Raw genomic sequence first — 17,798 nt, forward strand, 5'->3', positions numbered from 1 at the left:
GTGTCGATTCAAGGGCGCGAGCGGACTTTCAGTCGGTCGTGAGCCAGCGACATAGATAGGATACCGTACGTAACGATGGGCTCCTTCACCGACTCCGACGGCTGGCGGGAGAAATCAAGACTATCTCTATCCCGCTTCACTCATTCGCCCATAAAATGCGGGCTATTGCGGAGTTGCAAGACATAGTCAGGAAGGGCACATAGTCGCCTTATGTCGTTGGAGACATAGGCGCCATACCCATGCGACCCATGCGCTCGCGCACGGTGCCGAACTGACCATCGTGCGCGACAACCTTCGTCATGCCTCGATCTCGACAACGTCAATCTACCTGCATGGTGATGATGTCAAGCGGGCGCAGCAGATCGCGGGCGCGTTTGGGGACAGATGAATGCCGGGGACGGCAATGGCAGGCGATGAGATCAACTGGGCCGACGGTCGTGTACCCATCCGACTTGATCCGGCCGAAAGCCCACGTCCTTGCGGTGCAGGGGATCTTCCGAGGAAGTCAGGCACGGCGGGCTATATACCGAAAAGAAGCGCCTAAAATTTTTTCTCTCGTAACAGGCTCTTTTTTCGAGCGCATTCCGAGATAGGGAACATGGAATCCAAACGCGCCAAGGTCCTTACCGCAGCCAAATTTCGCCACCTCCTGCGAGTTACTGAGGTGACAAGCCGGTTTCCGGATCGCGACGCGCTGATCCTGCTCCTGGGCGTCACTTGCGGGATGCGAGTCACCGAAATTGCACGCATTGAAATCCGTGATGTACTCACAAAATCGGGTGCGCGACGCGAAGATGTCAGCTTGCGAGGCTCGATCACGAAGGGCTGTCGCCCCCGTTGTATCTACCTAGCACAATCGCCGCGTTCGACCGCTATATCGAATGACGCTACCGGCGCGGCAATGGATCGGCGGGAGTATCGCGGTCTCATGCCCCACACTCGGCTGATCTTCACTCAGAAAGGCAGCGCGTTCGAGTTGAGCGTTAAGCGGCGGGTCAACTTCGATGGTGAGACGGTCGAATTCCTTGCGGCCGACAGCCTCCAAAGCTATGTCACAGGTCTGTACCGTGCCGCTGGCCTCGGTGCTGGTCATAGCAGCCACAGTGGACGAAGGACGTTTGCAAGCCGCCTGGTTGCGCAGGGCCACTCGCTCGACACGGTGAAGTTGCTGCTTGGGCATTCCCATCTGGATCACGTTGGCCTGTATCTAAAGGTGACTCGGCGGGAACGATCGGAAGCTATCGCGACATTCGACGGGGTCTTTGATAAAGATTGATGCGTGGATGCCGTTAACTATCGTTGGATGCAGATTCCACATTCAAAGCAGATTCATTCAATTCGCATAATCAGCCAAATAGACTATCGTGGGACGGAAATGGGTAGGAGCCGACGGCACAGTGGGAGATGGCGGACGCCCTAGACTATGCGTGGAAGGAGTTGCGTGGCATGCCACCGTTTCCAATATCGCACCTCGTGACTGCCTGGATCGCGGCACTGACGTCTGTCGCAACAATGGGTGCCGCCGTCGAGGATGGTGGTACGGAGGGAGCGATTGCGTCAGTGAGACACGAAGTGGCGAAAGCCATCATGTGGCTTGAGCTCGCCGGCAATGACGCCGAGCATACGGTTTTGGATCGTATCCGAGGCGGGTTTCGGGATGCAGGAACCGATTTAAAAGACTGGTAGGAAAAGAACGCGGGGGACAAATTGGCACACGAACTGGTGATACGCACGTCAGAGCAAGGTTGGTTCGCGGCTCTCGCAAAGGCTTATAAAGATCGAATTGCAACGTTAGTCATCGACGATGCGAACGTTGGCTTGGATCTCGAAAAAGACAACCTTTTCGATGTCGGCCGCAAAGCCCGGCTCAGCGCCGGTGAAATCACGGCAACCGGTATAGCGCTGGGAATGTCTTCGGTGGGCATCGGGATATTAATAGCGGCATTCTTCGATCCCGAGCCGACGAGCAAGCTCACGCTCCTCGTCTCAGGAGGAATTGTTCTTGTCGCCACGGGTGGCCTGACAGCAGTCTATATTCTTACCGGGAAGAGGCCCCCGAACGTCAGCGTGACCCAAAAAGGTTTCGAGATATCCTGGCCATCCAACCCTGCATGACCCAACGGAAAAGCGGCTCCAGCCTCATGACAAGGAAAACGGGGAAAGCCGCAATGAGCCAGTTCGTCGTCGATCTGTGGATGACGCTGAGGGCTGTTCCAGCCTCGGTGTACCTCATGGTGCCCGTGGCTTATTGCACATTCTATTTGGATACCATCTGCCATGAAATGGGCCATGCAATCGTTGCATGTGCCGTAGGCGCGCCCCCAACGAAGATCTTGATCAACGGGCGATCATACAGGACAGTTAGGCGTTCACGGTGGTTTGATCCGGTGGGCCAACCGAGTTGGTCTCGTGGGTTAGTGCATCCTAATTCGCGGACGATATGCGATATCAACGACGAGTGCGGACCAGCATGACGTTCATTGGCCTGCGTTTGCCAAAGGACTGGTATTCTAAACAGCTATGGGGCGTCGGGAGGGATGAGCGCGATCAGGGCGGCTCGTCGCGATCCTGACGGCGCGAATCTAGAAGGATAACGGCTAGCGATGCAAAAAATCGAACTCGAAAGCATTTCCGACAAAACGAAAGGTTTGCCTGATTGCTGGCACGTCGATGCCAACGGCAAGTCGTCCCCTGAAGTGTTTCAGAAGCACTTCAAATTGCCCAGAAGCCTTCGCAACGAAAAGAAGCTCGTTGAGCACCTCTTCAACCGGCCCACACGCCTGGGTCGTTTTGTCGTAGCCCTGGTCCACTACCGGCATCTCGGTACCCCGTTCATGCTGACGGGGGACGAGTTTGCGAGCCCTGAGGCTCATGCGATGGCCCGCTTCGACGAAGGCTGGCATCTTCGCAATGAGGAGGACCTCATGGAGTTTGCTCGCCTCGATCGGGAAAGGCAGCGCCTGATGTTGGCCGACTTGTTGGCGCAGCGTGATCAAAAGGAGTTCAAGAACCACCAAATCAAGCTCCAGGCGTTGGCCAACCGGGCGAGCCTGACGGTCGAACGCGCATACGAGATCATGGTCAAGTGCGCAATCGAAAGCTGGCTGCGCGCCCGCAACGAACTTGCGAACTGGGCCCGGCTCGACGAGAGCGAACGATCCTTGCTGGCAGAGGTCATTTTCTGCGGGTTCACATTCTTCGGCAAGCATGCGCTCGAAGAGGCGGCCGCCATCGAACTCGATGTGCTCTCGCATTATCGACAGTTCAGGGGGCTTCCATCTGTTGCGACGACTCCCATCCCCGTCGTCCCGATGACCGAACAGAAGTCGGCGGAAGCACCGGTCGCCATTGCGTGTTTTGATGGCTTAGAGCCGTCAGTGCTTGCGCATGCTGCAACGCCGCAAGACGAAGCGCAATTGGCTGATCAGCAAAAGGATGTCGACGCGGCGCCTATCCAGGCTCTGCAGGGTCATGAATCTCTTACGGCCCCTCAGTCGCTGAAGCAGCTCTACGAGCTGATCGGCAACATCAGCATCGGCGCGCAGTCTTCGGATGATGTCGGCCCGGAGCCGGCACTTCGCATCAAGGATCTCCTGGAGCGGCATCTTCAGAGGCTGACCGATCTGAACGAGCGCATCTCCCCCAAGGAGGTCTCCAAGCTCATTGAGCACTACTGCCATGCTGTGCTCAACATGACGGTCGCCCTGGATTTCGAGAACAGCGAGCAGCGAGATCTTGTTCCCGTTTTGCGTTCCGCATGGAGGGCCACCGTCATTTCCGCGCTCGAGACCGGTCTTCCTCGGACATGGTTCGACATGACCTTGGTTGAACGTCGCCATCTCCCCGAATTTGTCGAGCGTTTTGATGCTGAACAAGGGAAGATCGCGGCAGCGGCTGCGGAGATCGAAGGCATCAAGGCTCAGCTGGTCGAAGCCAAGTACACCGCGAAGACTGCGCTCAAGGCACGCGAGACCAAGAAGCAAAACGAGATCAGCGACGCGAATCGTGAGCTCGAAACGATTCGCGTCGAGGCTGCTCATTGCCTGGCGCCTGACGGGAAGACCCTCGATGATCTCATGGAGGATCAGTCAGCCCTGGAGCAGCTGGACCTGGATGTCGATGGATTCGACTCTGGAACTCTGAAGTCACTCAAGATGGTGGTTGAGGGGTTGGCAGCGTCCTCAGCATCGGACGACGTCGCTGACCCGGCGAGTTTACCTGTTCTGGGGACGAGCGAACCCGTGGTGGCTGAGGCTGTCGTTGAGTGTCCAGCCACTCCGCCTGCGGCTGAGCAGGAAGCTGGCATCCAAGTGGGCCCGGTGGGCGCCGAGTCATCCGTTGCTGCTTCTGACATCGCCCCGACGCTCGATGCCGATGAAGCCGGTGCAATGACCAACGAGGCTGCCCGTCATGAATCAGCTCCTTCAGAAAAATCCGAAGCAATTGCTCATGCGTCCGTGGACTCAGCAGATCAGAGTGCAACGGCCCCGACTGTCGCGGGCACGGAAGGTGACGTGCCGGTCGATGAAGATCTCAATGTGCCAGATCAGGGCGGTGAGGACCGGCTCGATTCTAAAATGCTGGGCGTTGAAGGCGCATTGAGGCATCTTCATTATGCGGAGTCCAAGGACGAAGCGCTGCAGGCATTCCGGATTGCCTACGATCAGTTCTCGCAGGTGCCGAGCGGTCTGGCGGAATCCATCGCCATGCACTGGCTCGAGGCTGGGCACCTCAATGTCGCGTATCAGATCCTGCGTGACGCCAATGACTCGACCTTGTTCACGGATCGAGTCCTCGATGCTTCGTTGCTGAGGTCTGCCTTCTATGGCATGAATCTCTGGCCGAAGGATCGGGAGGCCTTAAGTCACACGCAGCGCGATCTCAACCTCCTGAACTACAAGGATCTGGAGGAGCAGCTCGATCGCAAGCCCAGTGGCAAGCTTGTGCCCTATCTGCTCGTGTGCGCGACCCTTCAGCCCGCCTTGTTCGCCGGTGGTGAGACACAGGCGCCCACGCTGCTGAAAGTTGCAGTCGATTACTTCGATGGACCGCTCAAGCAGTTGGTTTCCAACACCGCGGAATTCGCCATGCGTGGTGGGCGGGTAGATCTGGACGCCCTGCGCAACGATCAGGCGCAAGAAGTCAACCTGGCTGCTGCCAAGCTTCAGGATCAGGTCAACGCATGGGTTGACATCAATGCACAGCGGACAACCCGCTGGCACTCTCTTCGCGTCGCGCTCAAGCTCTGCTGCGATGAGCAGATCATTGGCCCGGCGATCGCGGCCGTCCGCGCTGGCGAAAGCGGCGACAGTGCTGCAGTTCGAACCTTTGTCAATACATACCGCTCGCACATTGAATCGCGGAGCCTCCTGGATGAGTTGGTGGCGCGTATCCGCGCTGACTCCCCACAAGTCGACCAATTGGACAGCAGCGCGTACTTGAGCTTCTGCCAGCAGATCGACTCCCTGGTGGCGATCGCTCAGTCCTGGCTGCTGGAGGTGATCCCTGCCGACGTGCGTCCGAAGGAGACCAAGGAGTTCCTGCAGAAGTTCCACACCCAACTGGATCGCTCGATCACATCCTTCCTGGCACCCCCAAGACATGCCGACCTCGAGCATCGGGCTGGCAGTGCCTTGCTGTTGAAGGCGCTGACCAGGCTCCAGACCGAAATCAAGGCCGATTCGCATTCCACCTGGAGGTTCGACCAGACGGATGCGACCTTCCGGGTGCCCGAGACGCTAGCTCGAATGGATCTCGGGGATGTCGGCGTTGACCTGCGGTTGGAGTGGCTCGCGACGCGCTTGTTGTTGCCGAACTGGCTGGGTCAGATGATCGAACTTGCGGTCCAGCATAAAGCCTATTGGGTGCAGCTGCTATTGCTGCGTCAACTCCGGGAGATGGGAGATCAGCGTGATTCGGATATCGATGCGGCCAATGCTGCGATCGCCGGCACGCGTGCGGAAATAAAGCAAAGCATCGAGCAGTTCAGGAACCTCTCAATCCAGGCCATGTGGGTTGACCTCATCACTGAGGACGATCACCTCTTCAACATGGCCGTGCTCAACGAATGGCTGGACAAGCTGTCGAACCTGAAGCCCTTCGTCGACGTCTCGTCGATTTGGGACGAGGTCAAGAATAGGACCAGAGGCTTGGAGAACCTGCTCAATAGCAGCGCATCTGAGCTTGATGACGAACTCAATCAGGCACTACTGAACATCCGAACCAAGGTCGGTGCAGATGCTGTGCCGGAAGGCTGGGATGCGCGAGCGCGTTCGGCGTTGGAGCGCAGAAACCTAACAGTGGTTCGTGAGCTCATCAATCAGCTGCAGGATCACATCAACCGCAGCGCACGGCTCCAGGAGACCTCACAGCAGGAGAACGTCGATCTGAGGAAATTCCTCGAGGTTGAACCCGCGCTTTTCAATTTGCTGCACACCCACCCCAACCCGCGTGAAGCGGGGGAGCGTGTGATCCATGAGCAGCCTGGGGGCTTGGACTACTCCGTACGCAAGGCGGCATTTAAGGACACGATCGGCACGCTGATGGAGTGGCGCGGCAAGGGTCCGCACAAGCGCCCCACGCTGGACAGAGCAACCTATGAAGGCATCGTCAAGGTGCTCAGGTTCGCGGGATTCACAGAGCAGTATGCAACTGGGGCGCCTGATGTTCTGGCCAACTGCGAATACAGCCCAAGCGGGGGCTTCCGGCGCCTGAAGGTCCGTGTGGCACGACCCGCATTGCCCAAGGGATTTCCGCTGTTCGAGGGTGATCTTTCGGCATCCATTCCCCTAAACATCATCTTCGTCCAAGGCGACTGGAGCCTTGCCGGCCTCTCGGAATTGGTGGAGCGCCACGGCTTGCCTGACCGTGCTTTGCTGATGGTAGGCGAGCCCCTGAGTCGCGATGAGCGAAAGGGCTTCGCGAGCTTTTGCCGGGATCGCAAGTGCACCATCTTCTTGCTGGATCCCGTGGTTTTGTCGTACCTGGCGGTCGCACCGGACCAACAGGCCACCTTGGAGACCTTCCTGCGTGTCACTGCGGCCTGGACGTTCTACAACCCGTACACAAAGGGTGATGCGCGTCTGCCAGCGCCACCAGAAATGCGGTTCGGGCGTGAGAACGACATCGCTTCGTTAGTCGAGCCGCGCGGTGCGGCCCTGGTCTACGGCGGCCGTCAGCTCGGCAAGACAACCCTGCTGAATTCCGCTGTACAGGTGTTTCAGAAACGCGATCCCTCCAGAAATCATGCGTTCTATCTGCGGATGGTCGGTCAATTCCAGCACGCCGTCGAGCGCGATGGGATGGACGTGAAGACTCGCGTGCTTGAACTTCTCGTCAACAAGCTCACCGACGCCAAGTTGTTGCCCCCCAATTCGCAGGCCACGCCCGAGGAGCGCCTTAATGCCGAATTCCAGAGGGACGGTTCGACCCGTGTCCTGTTCTGCCTGGATGAAATCGATTCGATCCTGAACAAGGATGCGCGCACCAACTTCCAGCTGGTCAGCTCGCTGGTCGCGCTGGTCAATGATCCACATCAGCGCTTCCGCGTCGTGTTCGCGGGCCTGAACAACGTCAACCGGTTCAGAACTTATCCCAACGTCCCGCTGGAGCAGCTTGGCCGTCCCTTGGAAGTCAAGATCCTGCCTGCACAAGACGCGCGCAGCCTGATCCTTCAGCCGCTGACTTCCCTGGGCTATTGTTTCGAAGAGGTCGAGCTTGTCGACCGGATCATGGCATTCACCAACCGCCACCCCAGTTTGCTGCATATCTTCTGCAGTGAACTTGTGGAGCAGTTGGGACGTGAGCGCAGCGCCGACGGAGGCTTGCGCGTGATCCGGCAAGCGGATCTGGAGAGCATCGAAAATAATTCCGATGTGCGTCGGTTGTCTGGTTTGCGTTTCGACATGACGCTCAATTTGGACAAGCGCTACGCAGTGGCTGTCTATGGTCTAATCGATCGCTACGGAAAGGGCATTGGCAACATCACGGTCAAGCAGGCCCTGGATGTGGCCAGGTCGTTAGTCCCCGAGGAATTCGAGCAGATGAGCGAATCCGGTTTCGAGGGCCTATTGGAGGAACTCGTGGGCTTGGGCGTGCTGCGTGTGGTTGACCAGAAAAACCGACAATACGCTTTGCGCAATCAGTCGATCCTTCAGCTGATTGGCGGTCCCAATGAAATCTCGCACAATCTGCAAGTCGCCGTTCGTGAACTCTACAACTACGCTGAAGATGCGCTGACCTGCCACCCTTCCGGATCCAATCTGGCGCCGTCACCCTTGACGCTGCAGGATGAGAAACAGGTGCTGTCTGCGATGTCGCCGGATGGATCCCCCCGGTATTCTGTCTCCGTCATCATGGGGACCCCGGCCTTGGGGCTGAGCATCAAGACCATGGAGGACAGCTTCAGCGCGATCAACGAGTTCCAGGTCGGCAACACCCTTTCTAGATACGGCACGCAGGCGGTCCAGAACGCTGAAGCGATCGAGCCCAAGCGCTTCGCCGAGATTCTGGACAAGGGCATCGACACGTGGGCCCTGTCGCAGCCGGCGGTGATTCTTGTATCGCTGGAAGAACGTTCATCGATCAATAAGATCATGGACCTGATCAGCATTGCCAACGAAAGGGCATCGCGAGCATCGCGACTCAAGCATCGGCTGAGAATCGTCTTCCTGCTGGGTGCTCGAGCGATGTGGGGTTGGCATTCACACCCTTGGCTCACTGCAGCCCCGAATGAGATCGGTGGCCTGGTTGAGCTAAACCGCTGGACCCGACACGCCTGCGAAGGCCTTCTGGACCAGCAAGATCTTGGCGTGACGGCAGAGCAGGCCGATCAACTGTACAAGGCGACCGAAGGCTGGTACGACCCATTGATGAAATTCATCGAGGTCCGCCAGAGAAAGCGTGGGGCGACCAGCTTCAATGATTTCTCGAAGGACTTCACGGCCCTGTGTCATTTGCCGGCCAAGGACTTTGCGAAGTTCGTCCAGAAAACCGGCATGACGAGCCTGGCTTGGTCCATGCCGCTGGCGAGTCAGCTTCATGTGTTCGACGCGCTCAATGAATTTTCCGATGAAGATCTTCAGGCGGCGATCGAGTTTCTCGGCAACGATTTTCAGTCGCAGATCTCTCCGGAGCAGGCGGCGAACGTCGTGCGTTGGTGGACCGCCTTGCGAGTCATCGAGGCCAACACCAAGGAAACCTCTGCAAAAGCGGGCAAGGGTGGCAAGGTGACCTACAGGTTCACGCCCACCCTTCAGCGCGCGATCATTGAATACACATCCCAGGCGGCTACCGTGACCCCGGGACGTCAAGCGTGAACGGTGTCACGGAGCCGCCAGGCTGGCGCGATCTGGTCGAGCAAACGTGGCCGGCGGTCACAGCGGCCGATCTTCTGAAGGGGGGCGAGGCGGTGTGGCAAGCTGAAGGCCTCCACATGCCAGATGAAGCCGAGGCCATTGCGCTTGCAGCGATGGGCAGACTGGTTCGCTATGGCCAGTCCATTGCGCTAAGCTTTCCGATCAGTCGTGAGCCCACCCTGCCGCGACTGGCCTTCTACTTGCATCGCTTACGGCTGGATGCGGCTCAGGGTCTGGTGCGTTCGCCCTGGTTCAACCGCATCACGGTGGCGCAGCGCAGGGAGCTAGTCGTGTTCGGCCGACCCAGACGGATGCTGCGCGACTTCGCGACATCTACGGTTATGCGACCGCTGCTGGTCGACGGAAACAAACCGTTCGAGCGCGCGGAGTTTCAGCGAACATTGCTCGTCAGCGGGCACGTTGACCTGTTGAGCACGCTGGAGTTGCTCGAACGTCAGAGTTCGCCCTTTGCAATTGTAGTGGTTGCGTCGGCCCACGGCTGCGGTGAGAATGCCTGCGGTCTTCTAAAGGCTCTTCCGACATTCTTTCCTGACGTTCCCATCGTCGCACTGGGCTATACGGGCGAAGTTCTCGCCGAGCCTCTTGACATGCACGCCTGGAACACCCGCTTGGGTGACTGCGTGTATTCAACGGGTGCGCCGATGCAGGCGAACGCGTCGGAGGTGGGAGTCGTTGCGGCGCGGGACCCGGTGATGAACAGTTTCGTCAAAAAGCTCGGCTACCTGGTCTGGAATCTCAAGCGACTGATGGAGCAGACTGGGGCGCAATCTCGGGAGCTTACCGCGCTGTTAGCCGTCGATCGGACTTTGCGGTGCTTGAACGTTCCCTTTCCGGTGCACGAGCAGGGGACGCTGCGTCGCATTCGTGGCGGTCGCTTTCCGGTCAGATTGATTCAGGGCTGGCTGGACATCGTGGCGCGCATGCGTGCGCGTCGTGGCGACATCCAGTCTCTGCTCGATGAGGTCCTGGCCCTGATCCGGAATGGCATCAAACAGCTGCAGGAAGCGACTCCAGGCCGCTCCGAAGTGATCTTGCAACTGGCATCGGAAACCGTGGACCAGCGTCGCCGCATGTGTGTGCTGGTCGGCGGTCGGCGTGAAGCGGAAATCCTTCAAGACTGGATCGAGGAGAAGCTTGGCCCGGACTCTGTTGAGCGCGTTACCGTATTGCCCATGGATGGTGCGACCGCGGTCCCGCCGCAACGTGTCGACCTGGTCTTGTATGGAGCCCCCTTATTCCCTTCCCGTGTTCAGTGGCTGGGTCTGTCTGCGGCACGCAAGATCGTCTTGTGCCACCCCTTCGAGCAGGAGCGCGTTTGCGCACAGGTCGATCGCTGGTGGAAGAGCAACGCTTTGCCTAGCGCTCGCTGCGGCGACAAGCTTCGTCTGTGGAGCTTGGATTGGCCGCCGGACGCCCATCTGAAGGATCTGCTTGTCGAAGAGTGCGAAGAATCAGCCAGTTCCGTGACGTACCGTGAAATGGACGTCGCCGGTCATTACCCGCAGCCATTGCGGGTTGCCGAACTCGAAGTCTCTCGCGGCTTCGATGATTGGCTCGACACGCTGCTGGCCGAACCTGTGCATGCGTATCGCGATGACGATTGCGGCCAGGAATCTGCCAAGGATCTGATCGTGCTGCACCTCGACGGCCAAAGTGAGCCTTTGCGTTGGGGAGTGGACCGTCAGATCCTGAGGCTTGATGGCGACACGTTTATCCTGTGTCTGGCGCGAGACCTTGACGTGGGACACGACCTGGTGCTGTTGGGCAGCAGCGAAGAGCGTGTCGCAACCCAGCGCGAACTGTTCGACATGTTCGTGCAGAACAACCATGGCTTGCAACAGACGCTGCGCGTGGCTGAGAAATGGCAGGAGTACGTTGACGCAGCCGTGGCAAAGCAGAAGTCCATTGCCGAACTGACCCGTTACCTCAAGAGCAGGAAGTTCGAGATCACACAGGGCGCCGTTCAGCACTGGTCGGCGGGCAGGGTGATTGGGCCTCAGGACCCTACAGCGATTCGTCTGTTGGCAGAATTGGCCGACGTCCCCAATGCTTCGAAGATGGCGAACATGGTCGACAACGCCATAGTGGCGATCCGCAGTGAGCATCGGCGTATCGGCGGCGACCTGCGCAAGGCCATCGCGATGTCGCGCAGTCGGGATGTTTCTGCTGTCCAAATCGGATCTCGGAAGTTTTCCCGCGAGGTGTTTGACTCCATGGTCCAGGTCTGCCGTGTCGTTCGGATAGAACGGCCATCGGAGACCCAGATCAACGCGCTCCATGCGATCAGGACGATTAAGGCTGTGGCTCGCGACTTTGCACTCAAGCATCAGTCGACGATCATCTTCACCCCTGGTTGTGAGCGCTCGATGAGCAATTCTCCCTTCGAGGACCTTGCTGCCTTCGAGAAAATCCTGACCGCGCTCGTCGAGGGTTTCCATCCGATGTATGCGGACAAGAGCGTGTCGCTCAAGCAGGTCGAGAACATGCTGGCGCTCATTCCGGCCGCATACGCCGGTAACATGTCTGCCGTCACCAAGGGGAAGTATGAGTCGGACTACTTTAGGCTCTACAAGGGGCAGCGCGTGGATATTTCGCGTCACATCAAGCTCAAACGCGCCTTTGATCCGCGGTACACCTTAAGGCTGCATTTCCATTGGGATGCGGATGAGGCCAAGATCGTGGTTCATCATGCCGGCGAGCATCTTCCGACCTTGAACAATTGAGTTGCCTCGACATCCGATGCTTGCAACCCGATACAAGATTTACGAAACGACGAGAGATATGCCATGGCGCTGACCTACAAGGAAAAGATGGGCATCTCGGAGCGTCTGTTGGCCGTGATGCGGATGCGCCTGACCGGAAAGCAGACCGTGATATTGGCCCCCGAAGGCGAGGCCACGGACCAGGATCCTGCAGAGATTTCGCTGATCGGGGGTCTTGCGCCGCGGCCGGACCCCGAATACCACCGCGAGCAGCCGCCCAGCGCCATGGGCATGGTCTTGATGGTGGAGCCGGATGCCGGCGGCAAGGTTGAGGTGTGTTTGAGTGGACGCTTCGACGTTACCCACCGATACATCCCGTCCTTGCAAAGTATGCGTGAACAGATTCAGGTCACCGCCGACGGTGAAAAATCCCAGCAGAAGATTCCTAACTGCTTCAAGCGGTATTCGGTCCAGTTCTCCGCGGTGAAGTTCACGCTCGACATTGACCATCTCAATGTCTGGTCCGAGCACAATCTGGCACCCTTGCTCCAATCCATGCGCGAAGCCTGCAGTAACGATCCGCGGGTCTTCCGCGCTTGTCAGGTGAATGACCGCGGCTATGCAACGCTGGCGGTTCCGTGGGGCCGGGACGATTGCGCCAGTGACGAGGAACTGGCCACCCTGGTGGCCCGGCATTTGTTCGTCAGCAATGAGGTCCTGGCCTACGATGTGGTATTGCGCACGCGGCTGAGGCCGCCGCCGCCCAACTTTGCGTCCGAAGCTCCACGCTACCTGCTGGAGATCTATCTTCAGAACAACACGGACCCGCATCTCGGACGGGCCTATGGCTTGATGCGGCCCTGTCTCCTGGACGTGGAGTTCGATGCAGATCTGACCATCGGCCGTCAGCATGATGTGCCGCACCGGCTTCAACCGGAGGACTATCGGTACCAGCCCGAAGACGGTGTCGCCGGTTACGGTGTGACGTGCGCTGTCGAACGGGTTGCGGCCAATCGGTTCCGAACCAATTCGATGCCGGTCTTTGCTCAAGCCCGCGTCGACGCGCCGAGTGCCGCCGAAGTCGGCATGCCGCTCCAGGCCAGTTTTGATTTGCTAAAGGAGAAGCCGCTCGAAGTCCTGGACGGCTTTCTCGAGGCACTCAAGAGCTACGGCGAGGTCTGGGGGGGTGTGGAGGCGGAACTCGAGAAGGTCGGCAAGGTCGCGGAACTGAATGCCGTTCGTGCCGATCGCAGGGACTATGACCGCGAGGTCAAGCTCATCGCGGATGGCGTGGATCTGCTGAGAAAGCACGAAGATCTGCGCAGGTGCTTTTCCTGGATGAACGAGGCGATGAGGCGCGCCATTCAACTTCAAGGGAAGTCCTTTGAAGGATGGCACCTTTTCCAGCTGGGCTTCATATTGACGCAGGTAAGGGCCGTCTACGAGCGTCACGCCTTGGCGCACGAACGCCTGGGTGTCGCGGAGTTCGCGGACGTATTGTGGTTCTCTACCGGCGGCGGAAAAACGGAAGCATACTTGGGTATCATCGCTTTCGCCATGCTCTATGGACGCTTGCGTGGTCGCTTGTACGGTACCACGGCCTGGATGCGCTTCCCTTTGCGAATGCTTTCGGCGCAACAGTTCCAGCGTCTGTCGTATGTCGTTGCTCAAGCCGAGATGCTTCGGTGCCGCGAAGGCATCAAAGGCCACCCGTTCACCGTGGGCTACTACACCGGCAGCGGCACGCCCAGTCGTATCAGTCGTCCTGAGGTTAGGGGCTCCGATGTCTGGTTGCCGGAGGTCGATCAGGAGCAGATGGAGCGCTACCGCTTCATCACCGATTGCCCATACTGCGGCACAACCGACTCGGTGCACATGGCGCGCGAATTGGAGAGGGTTCGGATGCAGCACCGCTGCTCGAACTCATCATGTTGGAGCAACACCCATGCGAGCCCTGGCGAGCACGGGGAGGGCAGCGCCGGCGAGATCGGCATCTACGTCAGTGACGAGGAGTGCTATCGCTACCTGCCCACAGTGCTGGTGGGCACGGTCGACAAGCTGGCCGTGATTGCCCACAACGAGAGATTTGCCGGATATCTGGGCGCGTTCCGTCACTTCTGCCCCGAGCATGGATTCACCTCGGATTCCAAGTGCAAGCACCAGCGCATCCGCAAGACGCTGCTCGGTGGCGAGCGCGGCTATGAATCGGCAGATTGCGGCAATAACTCGCGCACCAGCAAGGTCCGGACATTGCAGCTGGCGCCAATGCTGGATCCCGGCTTCAGCTTTCTGATCCAAGACGAGCTGCACCTGCTCAGGGAGTCGCTCGGCAACTTCGATGCGCACTACGAGACGCTGCTGCAGACCCTGCAGGTAGGTCACGGCGGGCAGCCCTCCAAGGTCCTCGCCGCTACTGCGACTATCAAGGACTTCCAGAACCACATCCTGAACCTGTACATGCGGCCCGGCCATCGCTTCCCGGCCCCGGGTGCGCGCCGCGGTGAGTCTTTCTATGCCCGCATCAGCCGTGATGCGGATGAGCCTCTCGTTCGACGCTGGTTTGCTGGAGTGCTGCCGCTAGGCTTCACGCGTGGCGGTACGGAACGCGCTTCCGCCGAAGTAGCCTCCAGGTATCAGGATCAGATTGACGAATGGCTCGATGGGCTCGCCACCCTGGATCCCAAGGTCCTGGACCAGTGCGAAGTTTCAGCAGAGCGCGCCGACCAGGTTCGGCAGTACATTGGCAAGTACCTGAACACCGACCTGATCTACGCCAATCAGAAACGCCAGACGACGGCGATTCGGGAACACCTGGACAACGTTAATGCCCGGGACGGCAAGAGCCGCACCCATCGACTTCTCGACGGGCAGACCCCCTTGGACGACATCCTGGGCGCCATTCACGAGGTCGAAACCAAGGGCGCCGATGATCCGATGCGCCACCTGGTGGCCACGAGCGTCGTCTCTCACGGGGTGGACATTGCGGAGCTCAATTTCATGGTGCTCGATGGCTGGCCCCGATCGACCGCCGAGTACATCCAGTCGTCGGCGCGCAGCGGCCGCGTTCAGCCGGGGATAGTGGTGTCCGTGCTGAGCGCGGGCAAGTTGTTCGAGTCCGGTGTGTTCCTGAACTTTGGCGACTATCACTTCTTCCTCGACAAGCTCGTGGACTCCGTGCCGATCAACCGGTTTGCGCCGAACGTCCTGCAGCGCACACTGCCCGGGGTCTTCACCGCGGTGATCTTCAATTGGGCGAAGTTTCAACCTGGCTGGGGTGTGACCCTCAACAGATACGCCAGCCAACTGCACAAGGTGCTGAACGACACCTCAGGGGAGGCTCGTTTGCGGCTGCGCGAGATGTTGGTGCGCGCGCTCGATGTGCCGCCGGAGGTCGTCCCGCACTTTGACATTCGCGTGTTGACCGCGTTCAGGAAGCAGTTGGAGGACGAAGTCGATCGCGGCCTACATCGCTTGCAGCACCTGAACGCTTCCAGTGCCGACAAGGACTTGGGAACGGCATTGGAGTCCATCTATCAGTTCCCGCCGATGCGCTCGTTCCGGGACATCGAGAATCAGGTGGAGATCATGCCCGCAGGTTTGAAGGACAAGCGAACGCTTGATGCGTTGGGGAGATAAAGCCATGGCTGAAAACGGTGAACAAGAACTCGTCCAGAACAGCCGCATCTTCTATGAGGCGTTTCTGCCCGGCGCGGTGACCCGGCTGCGCAACCAGGCCTTGGCCCTGGTGGTGGGCGTCTCGGACAAGGAAGATGCCCTGGAAGGTTTGGATCGGACCCAACTGGTCGATGCCGTGCGCAAGTATCTGGCCGACTGGAAGATCGCAGGCGGCTCGGTAGACGCGCTCATCGAGGAAGCTGCTGAGCGCAATGAATTCCGCGTTCAGGCTCCGTCCGAGATCTTCGTGACCCCGTTCCCCCTGGTGCTGCGGTGTTCGGTGTGCGGCGCATTGGAGAACCACGACAAGCCGCGCCGTCAGCACGAGAACATCCTGGCGGCTGCTTACGCGCGCGTGTCGGGCTCCGAAGGCAGTGGCAAGCCCGCGATCCGATGCACGCACAGGGGCTGCGGCGGGCGCATGGTTCAGGTTCCCTTCGTCGTGGTGCATCGCTGTGGCCATCTTTCAGCAATGACCACGCCGCCGGCGGCGCGAGGATATGAGCGGCTGGGTGTTCGCCACAACACTGGGATGTTCCGCCAGAACGTCTTCTTCGACCTTCAGACCAACGACAACGTGGCGTCGGCTTCGGTGGAGATGTGCCCGACCTGCTCGGTGAACCGCACACCGGATCTTTCAACCCTTCAAAAGGGGACGCCTGTTAGTGGCGGTGACGCTTTCTTTCCCCAGGTGATCCAGTTCGTCGCCCTGTCGAAGAAGCCAGGTGAACTGGTCTCCAGTGTGCAGTCAGAGCTTGCACGCCTGCCCGAAGGGGTGTTGACCGGTCGTGCCAGGGATCTGGCCGAAGGTGTGAGCTACGGGCTTCTGGGTTGCATTAGCAGCGAGTCCCTGCAGGCTCAGCTGTTGCAGATCCTCGACGGTGGGGATGTCAGTCCCGACGAGATCGCGGAAATCAAGTGGCAGCGCGAAAAGCTGGAGAAGGAGATAGCGCAGCTCGACGAGCTGATCGCGGGAGGCATGCCGCTGCAGTCTTCCAGGGAGAGCGCCAAGGAAAAGCTATCCAAGCTCATCAGCAAGATGGGCGCGTCAGAGGGCACCTTCTCGGATGTCCGTCAGTACATCGCCAACGACGCCGTGCTGCTCGATCTGATCAAGCAACGTCGCACCATGGAAGCGGTGCTCTTGCGCCATGACGTGGGCAGGCAGGGCATACAGCAGTCAATCGCGGCCACCACCGATCCGGTCGTCCGGGTCAGTCGCGCGCAGGATTGGGAACATGTGCAACGCACCTTTGGCGTCCAGGACATAGCGCACATTCCGGACCTGAAGGTGGTGCTGACCGCGGTAGGCTTCACCCGGGAAAAGCGCGAGCCGGAGCGAGACCCGGATCAGATCCCGGTGAAGCTCAATCCGTTCGAGGATAGGATTCGGACATCGGCCAAGGGCAAGGCAGTCCTCTATGCGTTCAGCGCCCAGACTGAGGCTTTGTGGATCAAGCTCGATCCGATCAAGGTCTTGCAGTGGTGCGTCAAGCATGCCGGCTGGGAGGCCCCACCAGACGCTGCGCTGTCTTCCGCGGCGGGAGCCCAGGCACATTTGCTGGCCCATAGTCCCGCCTTGACATCTGCACCTGGCGCCGCCACCGAGCTGACGAAGACCATCGGTGTCTCGGCGGCAGCGCCTTTCCATCTCCTGCACACGATCAGCCATGCGCTGATGCTGACGGCCCGGCGTCACAGCGGTTACGACAGCCAGAGTTTGACAGAGTACCTGCTGCCAATGGACCTGTCGTTCCTGATCTACGTGACCTCGGTGCAGAACTACACCGCAGGCGGGCTGCTGACGCTCTTCCTGCATTACCTGCGGCGCTGGTTCGAGGACTCGTCTTTGCACGCCTTCAATTGCGCCTTCGACCCGATTTGCAGTGATGTGGGCTCGTCGTGCCCAGGTTGCATCCAGGTCCCCCGAGGCTGCGAGACTTTCAATGCGGGGGTCTCGCGCTCGTACCTGCACGGTGGTTACGTGGACAAGGCACAGACCCTTTGGGTGCCCAACGGTTATTGGCAAAATGAGCGTTGATCC

At 59.2% G+C, this 17,798-nt stretch carries 6 protein-coding genes and 1 pseudogene; all 7 read left to right on the forward strand.

The window, feature by feature from the left end:
• Positions 1–229: 229 nt before the first annotated feature.
• Positions 230–388, forward strand: a pseudogene (locus P3T40_RS22575) (tyrosine-type recombinase/integrase); the annotation flags it as partial.
• A 210-nt stretch (positions 389–598) separates the two neighbouring features.
• The gene (locus P3T40_RS22580) at positions 599–1,276 is read left to right on the forward strand and encodes a tyrosine-type recombinase/integrase (protein WP_429269943.1); all 678 of its coding nucleotides are present in this window, start codon (positions 599–601) and stop codon (positions 1,274–1,276) included.
• Positions 1,277–1,707: 431 nt separating this feature from the next.
• Positions 1,708–2,115, forward strand: coding sequence for a hypothetical protein (locus P3T40_RS22585; RefSeq protein WP_429269944.1), 408 nt, complete (start codon positions 1,708–1,710; stop codon positions 2,113–2,115).
• Between the two features lie 488 nt (positions 2,116–2,603).
• Positions 2,604–9,317, forward strand: a complete 6,714-nt coding sequence (locus P3T40_RS22590) for a hypothetical protein (protein WP_429269945.1) — start codon at positions 2,604–2,606, stop codon at positions 9,315–9,317.
• Positions 9,314–12,100, forward strand: a complete 2,787-nt coding sequence (locus tag P3T40_RS22595) for a hypothetical protein (protein WP_429269946.1) — start codon at positions 9,314–9,316, stop codon at positions 12,098–12,100. The genes P3T40_RS22590 and P3T40_RS22595 overlap by 4 nt, the downstream gene beginning before the upstream one ends.
• Before the next feature lie 63 nt (positions 12,101–12,163).
• The gene (locus P3T40_RS22600; RefSeq protein ID WP_429269947.1) at positions 12,164–15,715 is read left to right on the forward strand and encodes a helicase C-terminal domain-containing protein; all 3,552 of its coding nucleotides are present in this window, start codon (positions 12,164–12,166) and stop codon (positions 15,713–15,715) included.
• 4 nt (positions 15,716–15,719) lie between these two features.
• Positions 15,720–17,795, forward strand: coding sequence for a hypothetical protein (locus P3T40_RS22605; protein WP_429269948.1), 2,076 nt, complete (start codon positions 15,720–15,722; stop codon positions 17,793–17,795).
• Positions 17,796–17,798 lie beyond the last annotated feature (3 nt).

It is taken from the genome of Paraburkholderia sp. EB58 (genome assembly GCF_050436665.1).
Lineage (GTDB): Bacteria > Pseudomonadota > Gammaproteobacteria > Burkholderiales > Burkholderiaceae > Paraburkholderia.